Annotated in this window: 21 protein-coding genes and 1 rRNA gene; 11 read left to right on the forward strand and 11 right to left on the reverse strand. The window is 46.3% G+C overall.

Translation table 11 applies throughout. The annotated features are described in order from the left end of the window. The first annotated feature begins 101 nt into the window (after nt 1–101). The 4 genes from rrf (at nt 102) to B153_RS0118835 (ending at nt 3,393) form a co-directional block, all read left to right on the forward strand. A 5S ribosomal RNA gene (rrf, locus tag B153_RS0118820) occupies nt 102–213 on the forward strand. 125 nt (nt 214–338) lie between these two features. Then, nucleotides 339–830, forward strand: a complete 492-nt coding sequence (locus tag B153_RS0118825) for a (2Fe-2S)-binding protein (protein ID WP_020598293.1) — start codon at nt 339–341, stop codon at nt 828–830. 2 nt (nt 831–832) lie between these two features. Next, nucleotides 833–2,989 (forward strand): xanthine dehydrogenase family protein molybdopterin-binding subunit, encoded by a 2,157-nt coding sequence (locus B153_RS0118830; RefSeq protein ID WP_020598294.1) that lies wholly within the window; start codon nt 833–835, stop codon nt 2,987–2,989. 107 nt (nt 2,990–3,096) lie between these two features. Beyond that, nucleotides 3,097–3,393: an antibiotic biosynthesis monooxygenase family protein gene (locus B153_RS0118835; RefSeq protein ID WP_020598295.1), complete on the forward strand. Its 297-nt coding sequence runs from the start codon at nt 3,097–3,099 to the stop codon at nt 3,391–3,393. An 82-nt stretch (nt 3,394–3,475) separates the two neighbouring features. On the opposite strand, the gene B153_RS0118840 is transcribed toward B153_RS0118835, so the two are convergent. Next, on the reverse strand, nt 3,476–3,838 hold the full coding sequence (locus tag B153_RS0118840; protein ID WP_020598296.1) for a hypothetical protein: 363 nt from the start codon (nt 3,836–3,838) through the stop codon (nt 3,476–3,478). A 320-nt stretch (nt 3,839–4,158) separates the two neighbouring features. Here B153_RS0118840 and B153_RS0118845 point away from each other — a divergent pair, with 320 nt between their 5' ends. Continuing rightward, a complete protein-coding gene (locus B153_RS0118845) occupies nt 4,159–5,241 on the forward strand; it encodes a Gfo/Idh/MocA family protein (RefSeq protein ID WP_020598297.1) in 1,083 nt (360 codons plus the stop codon). 59 nt (nt 5,242–5,300) lie between these two features. On the opposite strand, the gene B153_RS0118850 is transcribed toward B153_RS0118845, so the two are convergent. The 8 genes from B153_RS0118850 to B153_RS0118885 form a co-directional block, all read right to left on the reverse strand. Continuing rightward, the gene (locus B153_RS0118850) at nt 5,301–6,956 is read right to left on the reverse strand and encodes a D-alanine--D-alanine ligase family protein (RefSeq protein ID WP_020598298.1); all 1,656 of its coding nucleotides are present in this window, start codon (nt 6,954–6,956) and stop codon (nt 5,301–5,303) included. Between the two features lie 197 nt (nt 6,957–7,153). Beyond that, a complete protein-coding gene (locus tag B153_RS0118855) occupies nt 7,154–7,420 on the reverse strand; it encodes a NifU family protein (protein WP_020598299.1) in 267 nt (88 codons plus the stop codon). 41 nt (nt 7,421–7,461) lie between these two features. Continuing rightward, a complete protein-coding gene (locus tag B153_RS0118860; RefSeq protein WP_020598300.1) occupies nt 7,462–8,565 on the reverse strand; it encodes an Mrp/NBP35 family ATP-binding protein in 1,104 nt (367 codons plus the stop codon). Between the two features lie 40 nt (nt 8,566–8,605). Further along, nucleotides 8,606–9,628, reverse strand: a complete 1,023-nt coding sequence (locus B153_RS0118865) for a GSCFA domain-containing protein (protein ID WP_020598301.1) — start codon at nt 9,626–9,628, stop codon at nt 8,606–8,608. A 218-nt stretch (nt 9,629–9,846) separates the two neighbouring features. Beyond that, nucleotides 9,847–10,290, reverse strand: coding sequence for a 50S ribosomal protein L9 (gene rplI / locus B153_RS0118870; protein WP_020598302.1), 444 nt, complete (start codon nt 10,288–10,290; stop codon nt 9,847–9,849). Nucleotides 10,291–10,376: 86 nt separating this feature from the next. After that, nucleotides 10,377–10,628: a 30S ribosomal protein S18 gene (gene rpsR, locus B153_RS0118875; RefSeq protein WP_012925715.1), complete on the reverse strand. Its 252-nt coding sequence runs from the start codon at nt 10,626–10,628 to the stop codon at nt 10,377–10,379. Nucleotides 10,629–10,641: 13 nt separating this feature from the next. Next, nucleotides 10,642–11,004 carry a 30S ribosomal protein S6 gene (gene rpsF / locus B153_RS0118880; RefSeq protein ID WP_020598303.1) on the reverse strand — a complete coding sequence of 121 codons (363 nt, stop codon included), beginning with the start codon at nt 11,002–11,004 and terminating at the stop codon, nt 10,642–10,644. A gap of 118 nt (nt 11,005–11,122) precedes the next feature. Next, nucleotides 11,123–12,064, reverse strand: a complete 942-nt coding sequence (locus B153_RS0118885; RefSeq protein ID WP_020598304.1) for a hypothetical protein — start codon at nt 12,062–12,064, stop codon at nt 11,123–11,125. Nucleotides 12,065–12,189: 125 nt separating this feature from the next. On the opposite strand from B153_RS0118885, the gene B153_RS0118890 reads away from it, so the two are divergent. From B153_RS0118890 to B153_RS0118910, 5 genes are all read left to right on the forward strand, one after another. Then, nucleotides 12,190–12,849 carry a YggS family pyridoxal phosphate-dependent enzyme gene (locus B153_RS0118890; protein ID WP_020598305.1) on the forward strand — a complete coding sequence of 220 codons (660 nt, stop codon included), beginning with the start codon at nt 12,190–12,192 and terminating at the stop codon, nt 12,847–12,849. A gap of 106 nt (nt 12,850–12,955) precedes the next feature. Next, on the forward strand, nt 12,956–13,333 hold the full coding sequence (locus tag B153_RS0118895) for a DUF423 domain-containing protein (RefSeq protein WP_020598306.1): 378 nt from the start codon (nt 12,956–12,958) through the stop codon (nt 13,331–13,333). 135 nt (nt 13,334–13,468) lie between these two features. Next, a complete protein-coding gene (locus tag B153_RS0118900; protein ID WP_020598307.1) occupies nt 13,469–15,064 on the forward strand; it encodes a peptide chain release factor 3 in 1,596 nt (531 codons plus the stop codon). Nucleotides 15,065–15,159: 95 nt separating this feature from the next. After that, entirely contained in the window at nt 15,160–15,474 is a 315-nt protein-coding gene (locus B153_RS0118905; protein WP_020598308.1) for a hypothetical protein, read from the forward strand. Nucleotides 15,475–15,584: 110 nt separating this feature from the next. Further along, entirely contained in the window at nt 15,585–15,809 is a 225-nt protein-coding gene (locus B153_RS0118910) for a hypothetical protein (RefSeq protein WP_020598309.1), read from the forward strand. Nucleotides 15,810–16,022: 213 nt separating this feature from the next. Here B153_RS0118910 and B153_RS0118915 read toward each other — a convergent pair whose 3' ends face one another. Together B153_RS0118915 and B153_RS0118920 are read right to left on the reverse strand one after the other, a co-directional pair. Then, nucleotides 16,023–17,438 (reverse strand): sensor histidine kinase, encoded by a 1,416-nt coding sequence (locus B153_RS0118915; protein ID WP_020598310.1) that lies wholly within the window; start codon nt 17,436–17,438, stop codon nt 16,023–16,025. A 100-nt stretch (nt 17,439–17,538) separates the two neighbouring features. Next, a complete protein-coding gene (locus B153_RS0118920; RefSeq protein WP_211221693.1) occupies nt 17,539–18,216 on the reverse strand; it encodes a response regulator in 678 nt (225 codons plus the stop codon). Between the two features lie 20 nt (nt 18,217–18,236). Here B153_RS0118920 and B153_RS38275 point away from each other — a divergent pair, with 20 nt between their 5' ends. Beyond that, complete coding sequence (locus B153_RS38275; RefSeq protein WP_211221692.1) at nt 18,237–18,410, forward strand: hypothetical protein; 174 nt, start codon at nt 18,237–18,239, stop codon at nt 18,408–18,410. Nucleotides 18,411–18,589: the final 179 nt, after the last annotated feature.

Raw genomic sequence — 18,589 nt, forward strand, 5'->3', positions numbered from 1 at the left:
AAACTTGTGTTGATAGAGTGATTGGCAATCTCTTTCTGTGGGGTCTTTGAAAGCTACATTGATATAGAGTGCAGGGGATCTGTACTCAGAAGAGTCAATAGGTTGGTGCTGTTAAGGCGGGTGAACACCTCTTTCCATCCCGAACAGAGCCGTTAAGCCCCGTACTGCCGATGGTACTGCTGTCACAAGCGGGAGAGTAGGTAGGTGCCACCTATGAAATCGGAAGGCCTGTCCAAGTAGGACAGGCCTTTTCTGTTTTACAACCTTCTTGAATAAGTAGAGATCAGAAACTGCCTACTTTTCGTACATTAGCTCTACTTTGTCAATCCAGCAAATTCATGGCTCTCTTCAAACTACTCGTAAACGGTCGTAGCTATCAGGCTGATGTAGATCCCGACACCCCACTTTTATGGGTGCTACGCGATCATTTCGGATTAGTCGGTACAAAATACGGCTGTGGTATTGCCCAGTGTGGGGCCTGTAGCGTCCACTTGAATGGCGAAGCCACCCGCTCCTGCGTATTGCCGGTTTCTGTAGTGGGTAAGTCGAAAGTAACAACTATAGAAGGACTGTCCTCTGACGGAACTCATCCGGTGCAACTAGCCTGGGATAAGATTGATGTGCCTCAGTGTGGGTACTGTCAGGCAGGTCAGATTATGACAGCGGCTGCCCTTCTGAAGCGGAATCCGAAACCAACAGAGGCCGAAATCGATGAAACGATGACGGGTAATCTTTGTCGTTGTGGTACCTATCATCGAATTCGGGAAGCCGTAAAGGTTGCCGCTGATCATTCTGTATCTGGTTCTTCTAAAACGCCAAAAACAAAATAGTTATGCAGAAGATAGCTAATACCAATCGAAGAGATTTTTTGAAAATTGCTTCGCTGGCTGGTGGAGGCCTGGTTTTAGGTTTTAACTGGACGAATGCCGATGGGGCTGCACCTGTGATGGAAGCTGGAGTGGCTGCTGCACCGGGTGTTGATTTCAATAGTTATCTGTCTATTAACCCCCAGGGCATAATTACTATTTTGTCACCCAATCCCGAAGTTGGTCAGGGCATCAAAACCGCTTTCCCGATAATCGTCGCTGAAGAACTCGATGCCGATTGGACAAAGGTGGTTGTTGAACAGGCCCCACTCGATACAAAAAAGTTTGAGCGACAAGTGGCTGGAGGGAGTGGCTCGATTCCACATTCGTGGAAACGATTGCGCGTCGCGGGGGCAACTGCTCGCCAGATGCTTTTAGAAGCGGCTGCTAAACGCTGGAATGTGCCTGTATCGGAATGCTCGACCACGAAAGGGGTGGTGATGCATTCGGCTAGTAAACGCCAGTTGCCTTATGGGGAGTTAGCTTCTGAAGCCGCTCAGATTCCGGTTCCTGCTGATGTAAAGCTTAAAGAAATCAAAGATTTTAAATTGATTGGTAGTACAGTCAGAAACGTTGATAACCCCAAAATCATTACGGGCAAACCACTGTTTGGATTGGACTTCTACCGGGAAGGTATGGTGTTTGCCATGTTGCAGCGGCCCGCTTTTGGCTATAAATTGAAATCATTGGATGCCAGTGCGGCCAAAGCCATGTCGGGAATTATTGATGTTGTGACATTCGATAATAATGTAGCCGTTGTAGGGAAATCGACCTGGCAAGTGAAAAAGGCTAAAGATGCCCTTAAAATTGACTGGGAAAAAGCGGATGCCCTCGAAAGTACGGCGGATCATAATCGACTATTCAAAGAAATGCTGGATAGTTCCGAAGCAACAGTTCGACGGAAGGATGGTGATGTAGAAGCGGCTTTTAAAAATGCTGCTAAGATAATTAAGTCGGAATATCAGTGTCCATTCCTGCCACATAATCCGCTGGAGCCGATGAATTTCTTCGCGCATGTTCGCCCGGATGGCGTAGAACTGGTAGGGCCAACGCAAACTCCCGAACTAGCCCGCAACGAAACGGCTAAGCTACTGGGTATATCGCCCGATAAAGTGACGGTGCAGCTTACTCGTATGGGTGGAGGATTTGGGCGTCGCCTGAAAGCCGATTACGTGCTCGAAGCGGTGCAGGTCTCGAAGTTAGTTAAGGCGCCGGTTAAACTAATCTGGACGCGAGAAGATGATATGACCGGGGGAAGTTATCGCCCAGCCGTTCGCTATCGGTTCGAAGCCGCTCTGGATGCACAGGGGAATATAATTGGCTATAAGCTTCGTGGAGTAGGTATGAATGAGGCTAATGCAACACGCCAGGATAATTTCCCGTCAGGAGCTGTTGATAACCTGCTGATCGATAGCGTATACCATAAGTCGCCTATTACGATTGGCCCATGGCGGGCACCCGTTACAAATTTCCTGGCCTTTGCAGAGCAGTCGTTTTTAGATGAGGTAGCCCATGCCGCTGGCAAAGACCCTGTACAGTTTCGACTGGAATTATTGGATAAGGCCAAACAAAAACCCGTTGGAGAAATTAAGTACGACATTGACCGGATGAAGGGCGTAATCGAATTAGCGGCTGAAAAATCGGGCTGGGGCAAAAAGAAAGGGCCCGACGGGAAACTACTTGCTCAGGGTTTTAGTGTCTATTTTTCGCACCGGTCGTATGTTGCTCAGGTAGGCGAAGTGGTGATGCAAAAAGGGAAGCCAGTGCTTCAGAAAGTGTATTCGGTTGCCGATTGTGGAGTTGTGATAAACCAGAGTGGATCACAGCAGCAAGTTCGTGGTTGTGTGGTAGATGGAATTGGACATGCAATGTATGGAAACATCACGTTTAAGGATGGTGTACCACAGCAGAAGAATTTCAATGAGTATCGATTAATTCGATTGGCGGAGATACCCGAGGTTGAAGTATACTTTGTACAGAACGAAATCGAGCCAACGGGTCTTGGTGAGCCGTCATTGCCACCGGCTGGAGCTGCTGTTGCCAATGCTATCTTTAAAGCAACGGGCAAACGGTTGCGTAGCCAGCCTTTTGTTGAACAGGACGAATTTAAAGGGGTGTCTTAACCCCGTTGACTAGTCTGATAGGTCGATCTGGCTTAGTAAAGGCAGGCGACTCCAGTTACAGAATAGATTTTCTTTTTATATAATCCTCACGTTTAACCTGTTGATCAATGTACGCACGCGTTATCCAATTTTCGTTTAAGCCAGACAGTATTGATGAAGCTGTAAGCTATTTTCAGAGTACAGTTGCTCCTGCTTTACAGAATCATGAAGGGTTTAAAAACTGCCGGATGCTAAGCAATCCTGAAACAAATAAAGGGTTAATGGTCACCCTCTGGGATACAGAAGCTAATAGACAGGCTGCTGAAAGCAATGGTTTTTTGCAGGGAGTCATTAAACACATGAGTAATTATTTTGCAGGACCGCCTACCATCGACTATTATGAGGTCAGTGTACAGGTTCCGTAATCAGCGCAGAATCCATATTTCTAATAACTACACAACCCAGATGAGCGCTCATCTGGGTTGTGTAGTTATTAGAAATATGGACTTACTGCATGGCGACAATTCGGGATATCTTTTGAACGGGTGCAGGGCCTAAAGTGATTTGTTTAATGATGCTGCCTTCGTCAGATTTAAACTCTAATTCATACGTCCCATCTACCAGGTCATCGATATTCAATTTTACCGCATAGGTCGATTCATTTTTGCTTAGACTCCGGCGAAATAACACCTCATTACTTTTATTCCGAAGTACGATCAAAACAGGCTTCTCACCACTCTTATTGACAGCAAGCCGAATTTGATTATTGGCAGTGACAAAAGCACTGGCATCGAATGAAAGACCTTTCGGCGTAGTTGGATTGGTGAAGGTAAAGGTACTTACCAGGATGGTTGCGACAACTTTGCTCATTAGCGTTAACATGGCTGTATTGTGTTTAGTATGTTATAAATGGTTGTTTACTGTTCTCGTATACTAATCCAAAGCGTATGCCAAGTTAATAAGTGTCTGATATATAGATAGTTGTGTCTGACTGGGTATTGCTGGCATGTCCGCTACTGGACAAAGCTCGTTCGCAACCGGACAGAATATGTACTGATACGTTAGCTGCTCTCAGATCGGGCTGTATCCGGGCAAAGGGACGTATAAGACGGAAATGCAACAGGGTAAAATGAAAACAGTACACTATTTTTGTTGCTTCAGAGTTGTTTTCACAGGTTTAAACCAACATTATGTCAAGTTCTGCTAAACCCTTGCGGGTGCTCGTTGTCGGCTGCGGCAACATGGGAGCATCGCATGCTATTGCGTATAAAACCATCGGGGGCTTCGAAATTTGTGGTCTCGTATCGACCGGAAATAGTAAGGTTGTCTTGAATGAACGCCTGGGTGGAGGATACCCCCTCTATGATGATTATAAAACGGCCCTTGACGCCACCAAACCCGATGCGGTCTGTATTTCGACATACCCTGATACCCACGAGGCTTTTGCGTTGATGGCGTTTGAGCAGGGCTGCCATGTGTTTATGGAAAAACCGATAGCCGATACCGTGGAGGGAGCTAAACGTGTGATGGAAGCCGCCCAGCGGGCCGATAAGAAGCTAGTGATCGGGTATATTTTACGGCATCATCCATCCTGGGAAAAATTTGTTGAAATCGCTCAGCAATTAGGGAAACCGCTCGTAATGCGGATGAACCTTAATCAACAGAGTCATGGATCTATGTGGACGGTGCATCGGAATTTGATGAAAAGTCTGAGCCCGATTGTTGATTGTGGTGTGCATTATATTGACGTAATGTGCCAGATGACGCGTTCGAAACCTTTGCAGGTCAACGCAATAGGGGCCCGACTCACGAATGATATTCCGGTTGATAATTACAATTATGGTCAGTTACAGATTCGGTTCGAAGACGGTTCGGTGGGCTGGTATGAAGCAGGTTGGGGGCCAATGATGAGTGAAACCGCTTTTTTTGTAAAAGATGTTATTGGACCGGATGGTTGTGTGTCGATTGTGGCCAAAAATGCAGGCGCATCCGGGAAGTCAGACAATGTGGACTCTCACACCAAAACGGAATCGTTACGGGTGCATCGGGCTAAACTTGACCAGCAGGACCAATTTGTAGAAAGCGATACCTGGATCGATATGCAGGATGAGCCTGACCATCAGGAGTTGTGTAATCGGGAGCAGCGCTATTTTTTAAAGGCCATTCAGGAAAACCTTGATCTGACGGATCATATGCAGGACGCTGTTAACAGTTTGCAAATTGCGTTTGCCTGCGACGAATCGGTACGGACTGGTCAGCCGGTAATGCTATAGAAAGAGTTGATTGGTTAGTAAGGGTGTTCGTATTCCTTACTAACCAATCAAACCGTAAATTAATTGACTAAATACCGCTCCGTGATATGCCGGGTCCGTTCGGTCGTTTCGACGAGTAGCGGATGCCTTGGTTGGCTGAGTGCAGCCTCTAGCTCGGTTATGGTATCTTTAAAAAGTAAGTTGACCGGGATTTCGTAGGCTTCCTGTTTGCTTTTGATGTACATCAGCGATGGGCGAACCGTACCCGAGGCTGCTAATTCATTGTATTGCTGTTTGGCCGCTACGAATTGCTCATCGCTATTGCCAAACGAAATTACACGCTCCGGCAATGGATTTGATTTACGATGAGCTAGCTGGGCATCCAGATCAGCCAGCAGGCTTTTAAGATGAAACGTATCTTTTCCAGTACGAATACGCTCCCGAAGCGATTGCCGGATAAGATAAGTCAGTGAATTGGCCAGATTGAGTCCGATTTCGGCCATCTGCTTAAAAATGAGGGACGAAGGCGACATACCTGGTATCGTGTTGGGGTCATGCAGAAGGACGTCGCCTGCCGGCGTAAGAAATCCATCAATTCGCGCATACACATTTATACCCAGACGGGCAAAGACCTGCTCTACAGCCAACTGAATCTTACGGTTATTTTCCAGACTTGTTTCAACAGGGATACGCTTTTTGGTGGTACTGAGCTTGTATTTTGACTCAAAATCAAAACTCGTCACGTTGTAAATCTCGGTGGGCGGAAGGGCAATGGCAACCTGGTCATCATCCTGAATAACCCCGCATGAAAACTCCTGACCGCTGATAAATTCCTCGAAAAGTACTTCATCTTCGGCATTCAATGAAGCGAGACTTATGGCTGGATTATTCTGAATAGCGTCGAGTTTTGCAATAAAGTCCTTAGGGTGATTGATTATTTCACCTGTTTGTTCAACGACAACGGGAAAGCTTATGCCTGAATCAAGACTAACCATTTTCTGGGCTAGTTCCTGTTTTTCTTCCGACGATAACTGGCTCCATTCACTCAGCTTACTCCAGCCATCGGGTTGTATCGTCATGGTGAAAAAACATTGCTCCACAGCCCGGCAAAACTGCTCTAAATCATTCTCGCGGACAATCGCAACGCCAATCGATGAACCCTGATGTGGAGCCTTAACGACGATAGGTAATCCTAAATGCTCCGTAAGCGATTGAAAAAACTGGGTTTTATCAGCTTGTTCATAGGCATCCCGGCTAATGGTGGCCGTTTTTTTCTGCTGCCCATTGGCCAGCGTAATCAGTTCATTTTGCAGAATTTTATTGATACCGACAGCCGATCCAACCAAACCCGGACCTGTATAAGGCATATGATACCATTCCAGAAGCCCCTGAATTGCACCGTCTTCGCAGTTTGGGCCGTGCATCGCCAGAAAAGCGATATCAAAATAGTCCCGAAAATGTTCAGGACGTAGCTCGGGAAAGATAGCCTCCAGTTGGTTGATTGCGAGCGATTCATCATAGACTAAAAAGCCGGAATCATCCTGCGGTAACGCATCCCGAAGCGATGAAGCCTGCAGGAATTCGGGCGTAACGAGTCTAAAACGCCCCCGTCCATCAACAAAGATCAGAACTGGCTCAAATAAGCCCTTGTCTAAGTTGGCTAATGCTGTGCGGCCACCCGCAAATGATACCTCGCGTTCGCGCGCTGGACCTCCAAAGAAAATGCCTATTTTCACTGAACTTGATGAGAATGTACGGATGCAAAGAAACAAAAAAAACGCCTTTTTTGGCGTTCAGATTAATGCATAAGGCCATCTGTGATAAGAGCCAGCCGGAAATCATGTTTTACCTTATCAGCCACAGAGACTTGTGCCTATGGCTGATAAGGATTTTATGCTTACGTGGATTACCTAATGTAACCCATAAAATTCGTCTAAAAAGCTGGAGTAATATTAACGGCTTCTACTTTAGTAATTTCGGGTACGGCCCGTAGAATGGCCTCTTCTAGGCCACCTTTGAAAGTCATGGACGACATAGGGCATGAACCACACGAACCAACCAATTCGAGCCGAACAGTCTTATCATCAGTAACTTCCAGTACTTTCACATTACCTCCATCGGCAGCCAGATAAGGACGCATACTATCGAGGGCACGTTCAATTTTCGTAATCAGTTCGTTGTTGGTAACTACCGTTTCCATTAAATAATTGATTTACGGTAAATTTATATGTTCTATGCGATTTATGCAACCTGTACCCGTTCAGTTCGGTCGAGGTTTGCATTACGGATGGCTACCTGCTGAGCCACTGCTTCGGCTGCTGATCGGAATGCTTCGCTAGCAATGGGTTCGCCAACACTAATAGCCGGGCGACCTTCATCACCAGCTTCCCGAATCCCCTGTACCAATGGAATCTGACCCAATAAAGGGACACTGAATTGATCGGCCAGGAATTGCCCGCCCCCTTTCCCGAAAATATAATACTGATGATCAGGTAGTTCAGCAGGGGTGAAGTACGACATATTCTCGATAACCCCTAGCACAGGTACGTTGATTTGCGGCTGACGAAACATAGCCAGACCTTTAGTAGCATCGGCCAGTGCTACTTTTTGCGGGGTAGTCACGATAATAGCACCTGTTACCGGAACCGTCTGGACCAGCGTTAGGTGAATATCGCCCGTACCGGGAGGCATATCGATCAGTAAATAATCTAGTTCGCCCCAGTCGGCGTCCGAGAAAAATTGCTGCAAAGCACGTCCAGCCATTGTTCCACGCCAGATAATGGCCTGGTTAGGGTCTACAAGAAAACCCATCGACAGCATTTTGATGCCAAATTGCTGAACAGGCTCCATCTTGGTTTGGCCATCAACCTGAAAAATACGCGGCTGAATATTTTCAGCGCCAAACATAGTAGGCATGGATGGGCCGTAAATATCCGCATCAATAATCCCGACTTTTGCACCGGATTTATGCAATGCAATCGCCAGATTGGCCGTAACGGTCGATTTGCCCACGCCACCTTTCCCTGATGAAACTGCGATGATATTTTTTACGCCCGGTAGCGTAGGGGCGTTATTCCGGGTTGACGTTACATCGGATGTCATATCGACGGTCACTTGAACGTCGGCGCCAATGTGTGTATGAATGGCATCTTCGCAGCGTTTTCGAATGACTTCCTTTAGCGGGCAGGCCGGGGTGGTTAGTACGACCGTGAACCGAACGGAACCAATGCCCAGAGTTACGTCGCGGACCATGTTGAGCGAAACGATGTCGCGCTTTAAATCAGGTTCTTCAACGGTACTTAACGCCCGCAGAACGGCTTCTTGTGATAATCGATAATCAGACATAAAAAAGGGAAGAGGCAGAAGGGTATGAAAGGAAGCTGTGTCAGGCAAATATCCCTTCTCCTTTTTCCTTTTCTCCCTTCTCCTGAGAAATTAAACGCCCACGTACGTCAGCCAGTTCCGCCGACACATCGATTCGGTTCGATAATGTTTCTAATTGCGACAATAACTTAGTCAGAAATGCCTGATGGGCCGGACTCGTTTCACCATAAAGCGGTCGGTGAGCCAGCGATTTTCGTATCTGTGCCCACTCAGGAATAAAGGCCCTAAGGTCGGAATCAAAGGCACTTTCAGCAAATTTTTCGAAAATGTAATCCTGTGCCTGTGCATTGGGATGAATCAGGTCCGTTTCGTAAAAACGATAATCGCGCAGATCGTCCATCATTAATTCATAAGCCGGGAAATAGAACACCCAGTTGTTCCAGATGGTAAGCTCATGGGCAATAACGCGTAAAATCGATTTACTGACGCTGTTTAAGGGGAGTGTATCGCGGGTATGACGGACCGGACTAACCGTCAGAACGATTTTAAGAGTAGGGTTAACTTTATGCAGGGTTTTCAGCAGCCGTGCCATGTCGTCACGCAGGTGGTCGATCTGATAAAGGTATTTCTCGAACAGATGCCCTGGCATTTTGTGGCAGTTGGCCACCACTTTCCCGGTTTCAATGTGTCGATAAACAACCGCCGAGCCGAGAGTTAGGAGCAGGAAGTCTGCTTTTTGAATGGCTTCAGCCGTAGCCTTCAGACAGCTCATCAATTTTGGGCGGAGTTCATCCCGACTAAAGGCCCAGAACGATGAATGGAAATCGTAATGAAACCAGACACCATCACGCTCTACATACCGATTTTCGTCGGGTAGATTTCCAGCTAGTGCCATTGCTACTAGCTTTGCTATAGAAACAGGGTTGAAAACGGTACCGAACGGGTTGTTGAGAACGGATAGTTTATGGTCGGCTAATCGGCTTCCTATTACGTCTGCAAAACAAGAGCCGAGGGTTACGATCCGGCTCTTTAGACCCATGCGGTTGGGGAGGGCTTCGGGCGAAAAATCAGTATGGAGCTTCATACTATTTTAACAAAAAAACGGGTTGATTAGCTCCGTTTACTGCTAAAAATAATACGCCATTACCTCTTGATTATCAGCGCATAATAATCAAACTAGTGCTTTGTGATGGTTGTTCTATGGGACTTCGGACAGGGTTCCTGGTCAGTTAATAACAGAAAAAAAAACGGCCCGCATTGTCGTTCGACAGGCAGGCCGTTTTCAGGATGAGTCGGTATGGCTTATTCAGCAGAAACGACTTCGAATTTCACTTTATGCTTCACATCCTTGTGCAAATCGAGCGAAGCTTCGTAAGTACCGAGAGTCTTCACATCGTCAACGGTGATTTTCTTCCGGTCGATGTCGAAACCTTTTTCGCGAAGGGCTTCGGCAACCTGGGTATTGGTTACACGACCGAAAATTTTGCCACTTTCCCCCGCTTTTGCAGGGATAGAGAGCGTAATATCGCCGATGGCTTCAGCTAAAGCGAGTGCATCGTTTTTGATTTTCTCGGCTTTGTGAGCAGCCTGGCGGATGTTTTCGGCAACAATCTTTTTATTCGATTCGGTTGCCATTACTGCATATCCCTGAGGAATCAGGTAGTTGCGGCCGTAGCCGGGCTTCACCGTAACGGTATCGTTTTTGTAGCCCAGGCCGGCAATATCAGTTTTTAAAATGATGTCCATTTTTGAAAAAGTTTTCGGTTTACAGTTTACAGTTTACAGCTCTGGTACCGGAAGGCGGCAGAATACTGAAAACAGACTACTGAAAACTATTTTAGTGAATCGCCTACGTAAGGCAGGATGGCTAAATGACGAGCGCGTTTGACAGCCTGGGCCACTTTACGCTGGTTTTTGAGGCTTGTGCCGGTTAGCCGACGGGGCAGAATCTTGCCTTGTTCGTTCAGCAGTTTCAGCAGGAAGTTACCATCCTTATAATCGATGTATTTGATACCGGCTTTCTTAAAGCGGTCGTACTTTTTGCGATTCTCGGTTTTCGAGACGGATTCGTTTTGTAAGCTCATGATCAGGGACCTATCAGGCGTTTTCGGTTTGTTTTTTCTTACCCACTAAGCCATTGCGCTTCTTTTCATTGTAGGCAACAGCGTGTTTGTCGAGCGAAACCGTCAGGTGACGGATCACACGTTCATCGCGCAGATACTCCGTGTTGAGCTTCTCGATGATCGTTCCCGGAGCCTTAAACTCGAAGAGTTGATAGTAACCCGTGTTCTTGTGCTGGATTGGGTAGGCCAGTTTACGCAGACCCATGCTGTCTTCATGAACAAGTTCCGCACCATTATCGGTGAGCACTTTCCGGAACTTGTCAACGGTGTCCTTCATCTGAGCATCAGATAAAACGGGAGTTAAAATGAACACCGTTTCGTAGTTATTCAGAAACATTTTTTGAATTGGTTGAAATGAGGGCGCAAAGATAGGAAAAAAAATAGTAACGGGCAAGGGGGATTGAGTAAAACAATCGTCCACCCAATCCCCCTTGCCCGTTACTAGTTGCTATTTTTTACTTCACTGTGAATTCGCCTTCTCCAATTCGGAAACCTTCGCAGTAGATTTCAATGATATGCTTGCCTTCGTTGAAGCGTTGACCACCACGACCATAAATGAAGTCTACCGTCTGACGGCTGTTGTCGAAATTGAACCGTTGCATGGCCGTGTAAATCATACCTTGCCCGCCATAAGTAAATTCGCCGGAGCCTGTTGCCAGATCGGAAATGACGGCACCCGTCGGATCCAGGATACGCATATAGAGTTCTTTCTCTTCCTGTTTGGCTAACCCATTGGGAGCCAGTCGAACCGATACTTTAATTTTGTCGATCCGTTTTGCTTTGTACGTACCCCCATCTTTCTCTTTGCCGCGCTTGTTGATGGCATCTACCGATATGTTCTCGGCTCGGAGCGCAGCAGCTATGGTTACTTTTTCGTTCAACTCCTGATTCTTAGCCGCCACAGCCACAACCGAATCACTAAGTGTTTGCCGCTCCGCTTTTAATCCTGTATTTTCCTGGGCAAGACTGGCGTTTTGCTGAGTTAATACGCCATTTTCTTCTTTCAGTCGAGCAATTTCCTGATCTTTCTGAGCGAGTATTGCCTGATAGTTTCGGATTTTCTGATCGTATTTTTTGCTGTCGAAGGAACCTACATTCCTGAGTTGATTTTTATCAATTTCCAACTGGGCTTTTACTTTCATCAGCGAATCGATGTTGCCGCCAAGTTGTTGGATTTCAGCAATTTTAGCGTCCAATTGCGCCGAAATCGAGTCGAGCTTTGTTTTAGCAATCAACACTTCCTCGGTTTTGGCGGCAATGGTAGCGTCTTTGGTTTTATTGTCTTGCCGCTCCTGATAGTAAAAGTATAATAGCAGCACGTTAAGAGCCGCTAACACGAGCAGAGCGACCAGTAAATAGCTGCGGCTGTTATTTCGAGGCTGAGGTCTAGGTTCCATATACTATGGGTTAAACGATCAAGTATGGTTAAAATCCTTACCAAAACTAGCCTGGAAGGCTGTTTATTGTCTTGTTTTGCACAATAATACTAAACGATTCGTAGAAGGTCATAAAATAAGCACCTATGATTGCCGAAGCTATTCATCAAATTGAGGGTTCATTGCCCGAACATGCCAAATTAATTGCTGTGACAAAAACCAAACCAGTGGCGCTGATTCGTGAAGCCTACGTGGCCGGTTGTCATCGATTTGGTGAAAATAAAGTGCAGGAGATGGTAGAGAAACAGCCCCAGTTGCCTGCCGATATCGAATGGCATTTGATCGGGCATTTGCAAAGTAATAAGGTAAAATACATTGCCCCGTTTGTTACGCTGATTCATTCGATCGACAGCCTGAAGCTGCTGCAGGAAGTGAATAAACAAGCAGTTAAACATCACCGGATTATTCAATGCTTATTGCAGATTCACATTGCCGATGAAGAAACGAAGTATGGCCTTTCGCCCGACGAAGCAGAGGCATTACTGCATGAACCTGCCTTAGATACGCTCTCAAATATTCGCTTGATTGGGCTGATGGGGCTGGCTACCAATACGGATGACGAAGCAAAAATCCGGCAGGAGTTTCGTGGACTTAAGCAACTCTACGACAAACTGGCTCAACAGGAGCGAAAGAATGTACGATTCAGGGAGCTTTCAATGGGCATGAGTGGAGATTATCGCATCGCCCTTGAGGAGGGCAGTACCCTGGTTCGGGTTGGGAGTGCTATTTTTGGCAGTCGAAACTAAACCAGGGTTTTTGTGATTTGATTGATTACGCTGATTGTGTAGTCAATTCACCGTAAGAGTCGTATCCGATAATCCGTAAAGCCCTTTTAAATACCAGTTAGTTACTATGAAATTTTTTCTTCAATCAGGTGCTTTGTTGGGCTTGCTAGGGGTAGCCCTGGGAGCATTTGGAGCGCATGCCCTGCGAACTATGCTGGAAGCATCGGGCCGAACGGCGACGTTTGAAACGGCCGTTAAATACCAGTTTTATCATGCGCTGGCACTCGTACTGGTTGGCTTATTGATGCATACGTTTGGTAGTAACCCGACGATAGTAAAATTGCTTACCTGGTCAGGTTATTCGTTTTTAGGTGGAGTAATTATATTCTCCGGCTCACTGTATGTGCTGTGTTTTACCGGCATAACCTGGCTAGGGGCCATTACACCCCTGGGCGGGCTGGCGATGATAGCCGGTTGGGCGCTTTTATTCTGGGCGTTTTTATAGGGAAGGAGAGCAGGGAGGAAGGGGAGTAGAGGGAGGAAAGGTTTTGCTGGTTTAATAGCTTTTCTCCTTTCCTCCCTCTACTCCCTTTCCTCCCTGCTCCTTTTTTCGTAACTTTGCGCACTGATTCTGAGAATAATGCAAACGAACATACAGGCAGAAACCGCCCGTCGGCGGACGTTCGCCATCATTAGTCACCCGGATGCCGGGAAAACCACACTTACCGAAAAACTGCTTCTCTTTGGAGGAGCTATTCAAACGGCTGGAGCTGTTAAATCCAATAAAATCAAAAAGACAGCCACGTCAGATTTTATGGAAATTGAGAAGCAGCGCGGTATTTCTGTAGCTACTTCGGTGATGACCTTTGAGTACGATAATCTGAAAATCAATATTCTAGACACGCCTGGTCACAAAGATTTTGCGGAGGATACCTACCGGACCCTGACGGCCGTCGACAGTGTGATTCTGGTGATCGACTGCGTGAAAGGCGTAGAGGAACAAACTGAGCGGCTCATGGAAGTGTGCCGGATGCGCGACACTCCCGTAATCATATTTATCAATAAGCTGGACCGGGAAGGCCGTAATCCATTCGACCTGCTGGACGAGCTGGAAGAAAAGCTGAACATCCGGGTTCGGCCGATGACCTGGCCGGTCAATATGGGGTCGGATTTTAAAGGGGTATACAGTCTGATCGAGAAAAAGTTATATTTCTTCAAAGTCAATAAAACGAAAGTAGAAGACGACGTGCTGCCGATCGAGCTGGAAGATACGCTGCTTGATAAAAAAGTAGGCGAGCGCGATGCCGCCCAACTTCGGGAAGATGTTGAGCTGATTGAGGGGGTTTATGATCCATTCGACCGACAGGCCTATCTGGATGGGAAACTGGCTCCGGTATTCTTTGGCTCGGCCGTGAATAACTTCGGAGTAAAAGAGCTACTGGAAGGCTTCTGCGATATATCGCCCGAGCCGATTGCACGCCCAACCGACAAGCGTGAAGTGCTGCCCGACGAAAAAGCGTTCAGTGGATTTGTGTTTAAGATCCACGCCAACCTCGATCCGCGCCACCGCGACCGGATTGCCTTTCTGCGCATCTGTTCGGGCGTGTTTGAACGGAATAAGTTTTACCATCATACCCGGCTCGATAAAAACGTGCGATTCGCCAGCCCGTTCAGTTTCATGGCCGATAGCAAGAGCGTGGTAGAAGAAGGGTTTCCGGGTGATGTCGTTGGCTTGTATGATACAGGTACCTTTAAAATCGGCGATACGTTGACTGAAGGTGAAGACTTACAATTCCAGGGGATTCCCAGTTTCTCGCCCGAAATCTTCAAGGAACTGGTTAATCTTGATCCGATGAAGTCGAAGCAATTGGATAAAGGTATTCAGCAGTTGACCGATGAAGGGGTGGCCCAATTGTTCAATCTGGAGTTAGGTAACCGAAAAATTGTCGGTACAGTGGGTGAACTGCAATTTGAGGTTATTCAATATCGACTGGAGAACGAATACGGTGCAAAATGTCGCTGGGTACCGCTAAACTATACCAAGGCCTGCTGGATTACGTCCGAAAATCCGGCTAAACTGGCTGAATTTATTCGTCTGAAAGGGAACCAAATTGCCTACGATAAGGACCAAAATCCGGTTTTTCTGGCCGAATCGGACTGGATGCTGCGAATGAATCAGCAGAATAACCCTGATATACTATTCCACCTGACATCAGAGTTTAAAGTTATTGCGTAGCTAGGACCGTTGCCGTAGATTCTTCAATTCACGAAAACTCCTCCTTACCTGTTGAGTTGTTATAGGTATTACTCACGTTAAAACGAGTTATACCTATGACACATACACTTGCCACCCTGGTTGTCGCTTTGCTGTTGACCGGCACGGCCGTTGCACAACAAAAGCCAGGCAAACGTTCTACTGGCGCAAAAACACCCACCACTACGAGTACGTCTACGGATGCAGCATCGGCCTCGAATAAGAAGGAGCAGGGGACCGTTGCCGGAACGGGTTTAACAAACGATCAGTACCAAACTCAGGCAACCGATAATTCGACGGATAAACCGACGAAAGTAGATGCTGCCAGTAGTGTTCGAACAGGGCCATCGTCAGTAAAAGCCCGAAAAAAATCCCCTAAATCGGGAAACTGATCGAGTCCAGATAGTCGTTTTTGCATACACTTCTTTAATCAAGGTTTAATAACAATTCGCCGTACGGTAGGTTCTATGAATGTAATGAACCACTTAAACCAGATAGACTAATGAAGAAGTTAATGATTGCTGCTGTGGCAGCCATTTTGATGTCGGGTGCAGCGTATGCTCAGGATGACATGAAGAAAGACGCCAAAATGGAGCACAAAAAAATGAAGCACGACGCCAAGATGATGAAGAAAGAGGCTAAAAAAGAAGGCGATGATGCTAAAGCGGATGCCGCAAAGGATATGAAGAAAGAGGCCAAAGCCATGAAAAAAGACGTTAAGCAGTAATTGAATCTACTCGCACTTTTTCCCAAAACCTCCTGTTCGGGAGGTTTTTTTATGTCATTGCCAGTAAAAAAAAGGCTGTAAGTCAAAATAGGTTCAATGGCAGAGCATACATACTGGCCTGTCATTGGGCTGATACAATAAGTTTACTTAACTACGGCAGAAGTTGTAAAAACGTTAATTAAACCCCCTTAGGAGAGGATATCTCCTTGCAACCTACGAATAGGACTTCGCAGATTTCTCTTCGGTCGGCCTGGTTTCAGAAGGAATAGGCAAAAGACGATGTGAACTGGGTAGAGTAATTCGGAAGGTTGTACCTACCCCAACGGTTGAATCAACTTTAATCTGTCCCCGGTGGAGTTCGATAATTCGTTGAGTGAGGGCCAGGCCGATCCCATGACCTTTTATTGTCATCGTTGTCTCAGATCGGTAAAAGGGTTCGAAAATATGCGGTAGATCACTGGCTGGAATTCCATACCCATTATCGGAGAAAGTGAGTTGAACTTGGCCAGCTTCAAAAGCGATACGAACGGATACACGCTGATCGGAAGAATATTTGCAACCATTTTCCATTAAGTTCTGGAAGGCAGTCTGCAAGAGTGATTCTTCCCCATTTATCACTAAGTCCTCTTCCTGATCAGGTAAATTATCAAAGTCAATATCGATTTGATAGGCTGGTTTTTTATTGACAAGCAGACTTTGAGCCTGCCATAACAATTCATCGATTCGAACAGGTTGATAGTTAAGCGTAACAACGTCTGAACTGGCTCTGGCTAATTCGAGCAACCCATTTACCAGTCTGATCATACTTTTTACTTCATCAAGTAAGGCATCGAACGCAACCTCATATTCATGGGCCGATCGGGCTTGCAGGCGTGTAACTTCAATCTGGCCCATCATTACCGTTAGGGGGGTCCGTAACTCATGCGATGCATGGGAAACAAAACTTTTCTGAAACACAAAGGCTTCTTCGAGTCGGGTAAGCAGGTCATTGAAGGTGCGGGCCAGATCGGCCAGTTCGTCGCGCTGCCGACCAACCCGTAAGCGCTCATGGATGTTGGTGGCAGATATGGCGTTTACCTGGGTAATCAGTTCAGCCACAGGCCGCAACGCATCGGTGGCAAACAGATAGCCAGCAATACCAACGATAAACAGGCTTAACAACCACCCAAAAAACAAAATCTCGCGTAACCGATCCAGTTTACTAAATCCATAGCGATCATTGGCAGAAGCAACTATAAATAAAGATTCTCCTCTTGAGTTTATGTACCGGACCCCAATGGCTTCCAGGTCGCCAGTGCGGGCATATTGAGGATGACGGAGGGTTATTTTTGACAAAAAATCGGGTGAGATTGGGAATCGGGGCCGCTGGTTGTATTGATTATATAGAATAACCCCTCGCGAATTATAAACGGTCACCTGCTCATCGGCCATAACGGGCAGATCATTCTGCGGTACTTCGCCAACGTCTTCCCGTAATCGAACGGTTGTCAGGGCTTTTTCTACCAATCGTTGTTCAAACTCCTGCTGTCGGAATTGATCGTAGAGGTAATAAACCGAGATGGTGAAGAGCAGCATGATCGAAGCGACCAGCAGCATAAACAGCAACGTAAGACGAGTACGAATGTTCATATTTTTAAGAACTTAAGCGCTACTAGCGAGAAGCGAGAATGGCTGGCACTCTATAAAAAGTTTGCGCCAGCCATTCTCATTTCTCACTCCTAATTCCTAATTATTCTTCTTTCAACATATACCCCATTCCGATTACCGTGTGAATGAGTTTTTTCGGAAAGTCTTTGTCAATCTTCTTACGAAGGAAATTAACGTATACGTCAATCACATTAGTACCTGTATCGAAATGAATATCCCAGACTTTTTCAGCAATGTCGACACGGGAAACCACACGACCCCGGTTGCGAATCAGGTATTCGAGCAGCCCGAATTCTTTGGCTGTCAACTCAATTCGTTTAGCTCCTCTGCGGGCTATTTTTTCGTTTAGGTCCAGTTCCAAATCCGCTACTTTCAGAACATTTGCCTGCATACTCCCTTCCGTGTTACGCTTGGTAAGGGCACGCAGGCGAGCCATAAGTTCGCGAAACTCAAACGGTTTAACTAAGTAATCATCGGCACCCGCTTCGAAGCCAGTCAGTTTATCATCCACAGAGCCCATTGCCGTAAGCATCAGGACAGGGGTACGATTTTTCTCCTGTCGGATGGATTGGACGACATCAAAGCCGTTCATCTTCGGTAGATTAATGTCCATAATAATCACATCATAGAGATTATTGAGGGCCATTGTACGACCAAGCTGGCCATCATAGGCAACGTCCACTTCACAGGATTGCTCTTCCAATCCTTTTCGCACAAAGGATGCCAATTTTGGCTCATCTTCAACTACCAGAATTTTCATGTCGGCAACATACATAGCTCTTGTCTGATTTAAAAACGGCAGAACAAATTATTAGTTTCCAAAAAGCTAGATGCACGTTGATTTGGCAACAAGATCAGAAATCAAAAGAACGTGCCTGCTTGCAAGTTCAAGGTCGGATGAGCGAATTAAAAGGAGTTGAAAAGGTTATTAAAAATCCGTTAAAGCTAGTGTAAAAATGATTAAATGAACAAATGGATATAATACAAAAAAGCCGCTCCGAAAATCGGGGCGGCTTTCCGCTTCTATCCACACCATTTCAAGATTGACGACCGGGCGGCCGCCAGATCTTGATGTTCAACCTTCCCTTTGTAAAGGATTGTTATGCGAAACTACGCAATTTCTTTAAATTCAA

The organism is Spirosoma panaciterrae DSM 21099, assembly GCF_000374025.1.
Taxonomy (GTDB): domain Bacteria; phylum Bacteroidota; class Bacteroidia; order Cytophagales; family Spirosomataceae; genus Spirosoma; species Spirosoma panaciterrae.

Coding starts and splice junctions, on each gene's coding strand:
- B153_RS0118825 (WP_020598293.1), top strand. CDS start 339: ATGGCTCTCTTCAAACTACTCGTAAACGGTCGTAGCTATCAGGCTGAT.
- B153_RS0118830 (WP_020598294.1), top strand. CDS start 833: ATGCAGAAGATAGCTAATACCAATCGAAGAGATTTTTTGAAAATTGCT.
- B153_RS0118835 (WP_020598295.1), top strand. CDS start 3,097: ATGTACGCACGCGTTATCCAATTTTCGTTTAAGCCAGACAGTATTGAT.
- B153_RS0118840 (WP_020598296.1), bottom strand. CDS start 3,838: ATGAGCAAAGTTGTCGCAACCATCCTGGTAAGTACCTTTACCTTCACC.
- B153_RS0118845 (WP_020598297.1), top strand. CDS start 4,159: ATGTCAAGTTCTGCTAAACCCTTGCGGGTGCTCGTTGTCGGCTGCGGC.
- B153_RS0118855 (WP_020598299.1), bottom strand. CDS start 7,420: ATGGAAACGGTAGTTACCAACAACGAACTGATTACGAAAATTGAACGT.
- B153_RS0118860 (WP_020598300.1), bottom strand. CDS start 8,565: ATGTCTGATTATCGATTATCACAAGAAGCCGTTCTGCGGGCGTTAAGT.
- B153_RS0118865 (WP_020598301.1), bottom strand. CDS start 9,628: ATGAAGCTCCATACTGATTTTTCGCCCGAAGCCCTCCCCAACCGCATG.
- rplI (WP_020598302.1), bottom strand. CDS start 10,290: ATGGACATCATTTTAAAAACTGATATTGCCGGCCTGGGCTACAAAAAC.
- rpsR (WP_012925715.1), bottom strand. CDS start 10,628: ATGAGCTTACAAAACGAATCCGTCTCGAAAACCGAGAATCGCAAAAAG.
- rpsF (WP_020598303.1), bottom strand. CDS start 11,004: ATGTTTCTGAATAACTACGAAACGGTGTTCATTTTAACTCCCGTTTTA.
- B153_RS0118885 (WP_020598304.1), bottom strand. CDS start 12,064: ATGGAACCTAGACCTCAGCCTCGAAATAACAGCCGCAGCTATTTACTG.
- B153_RS0118890 (WP_020598305.1), top strand. CDS start 12,190: ATGATTGCCGAAGCTATTCATCAAATTGAGGGTTCATTGCCCGAACAT.
- B153_RS0118895 (WP_020598306.1), top strand. CDS start 12,956: ATGAAATTTTTTCTTCAATCAGGTGCTTTGTTGGGCTTGCTAGGGGTA.
- B153_RS0118900 (WP_020598307.1), top strand. CDS start 13,469: ATGCAAACGAACATACAGGCAGAAACCGCCCGTCGGCGGACGTTCGCC.
- B153_RS0118905 (WP_020598308.1), top strand. CDS start 15,160: ATGACACATACACTTGCCACCCTGGTTGTCGCTTTGCTGTTGACCGGC.
- B153_RS0118910 (WP_020598309.1), top strand. CDS start 15,585: ATGAAGAAGTTAATGATTGCTGCTGTGGCAGCCATTTTGATGTCGGGT.
- B153_RS0118915 (WP_020598310.1), bottom strand. CDS start 17,438: ATGAACATTCGTACTCGTCTTACGTTGCTGTTTATGCTGCTGGTCGCT.
- B153_RS0118920 (WP_211221693.1), bottom strand. CDS start 18,216: ATGAAAATTCTGGTAGTTGAAGATGAGCCAAAATTGGCATCCTTTGTG.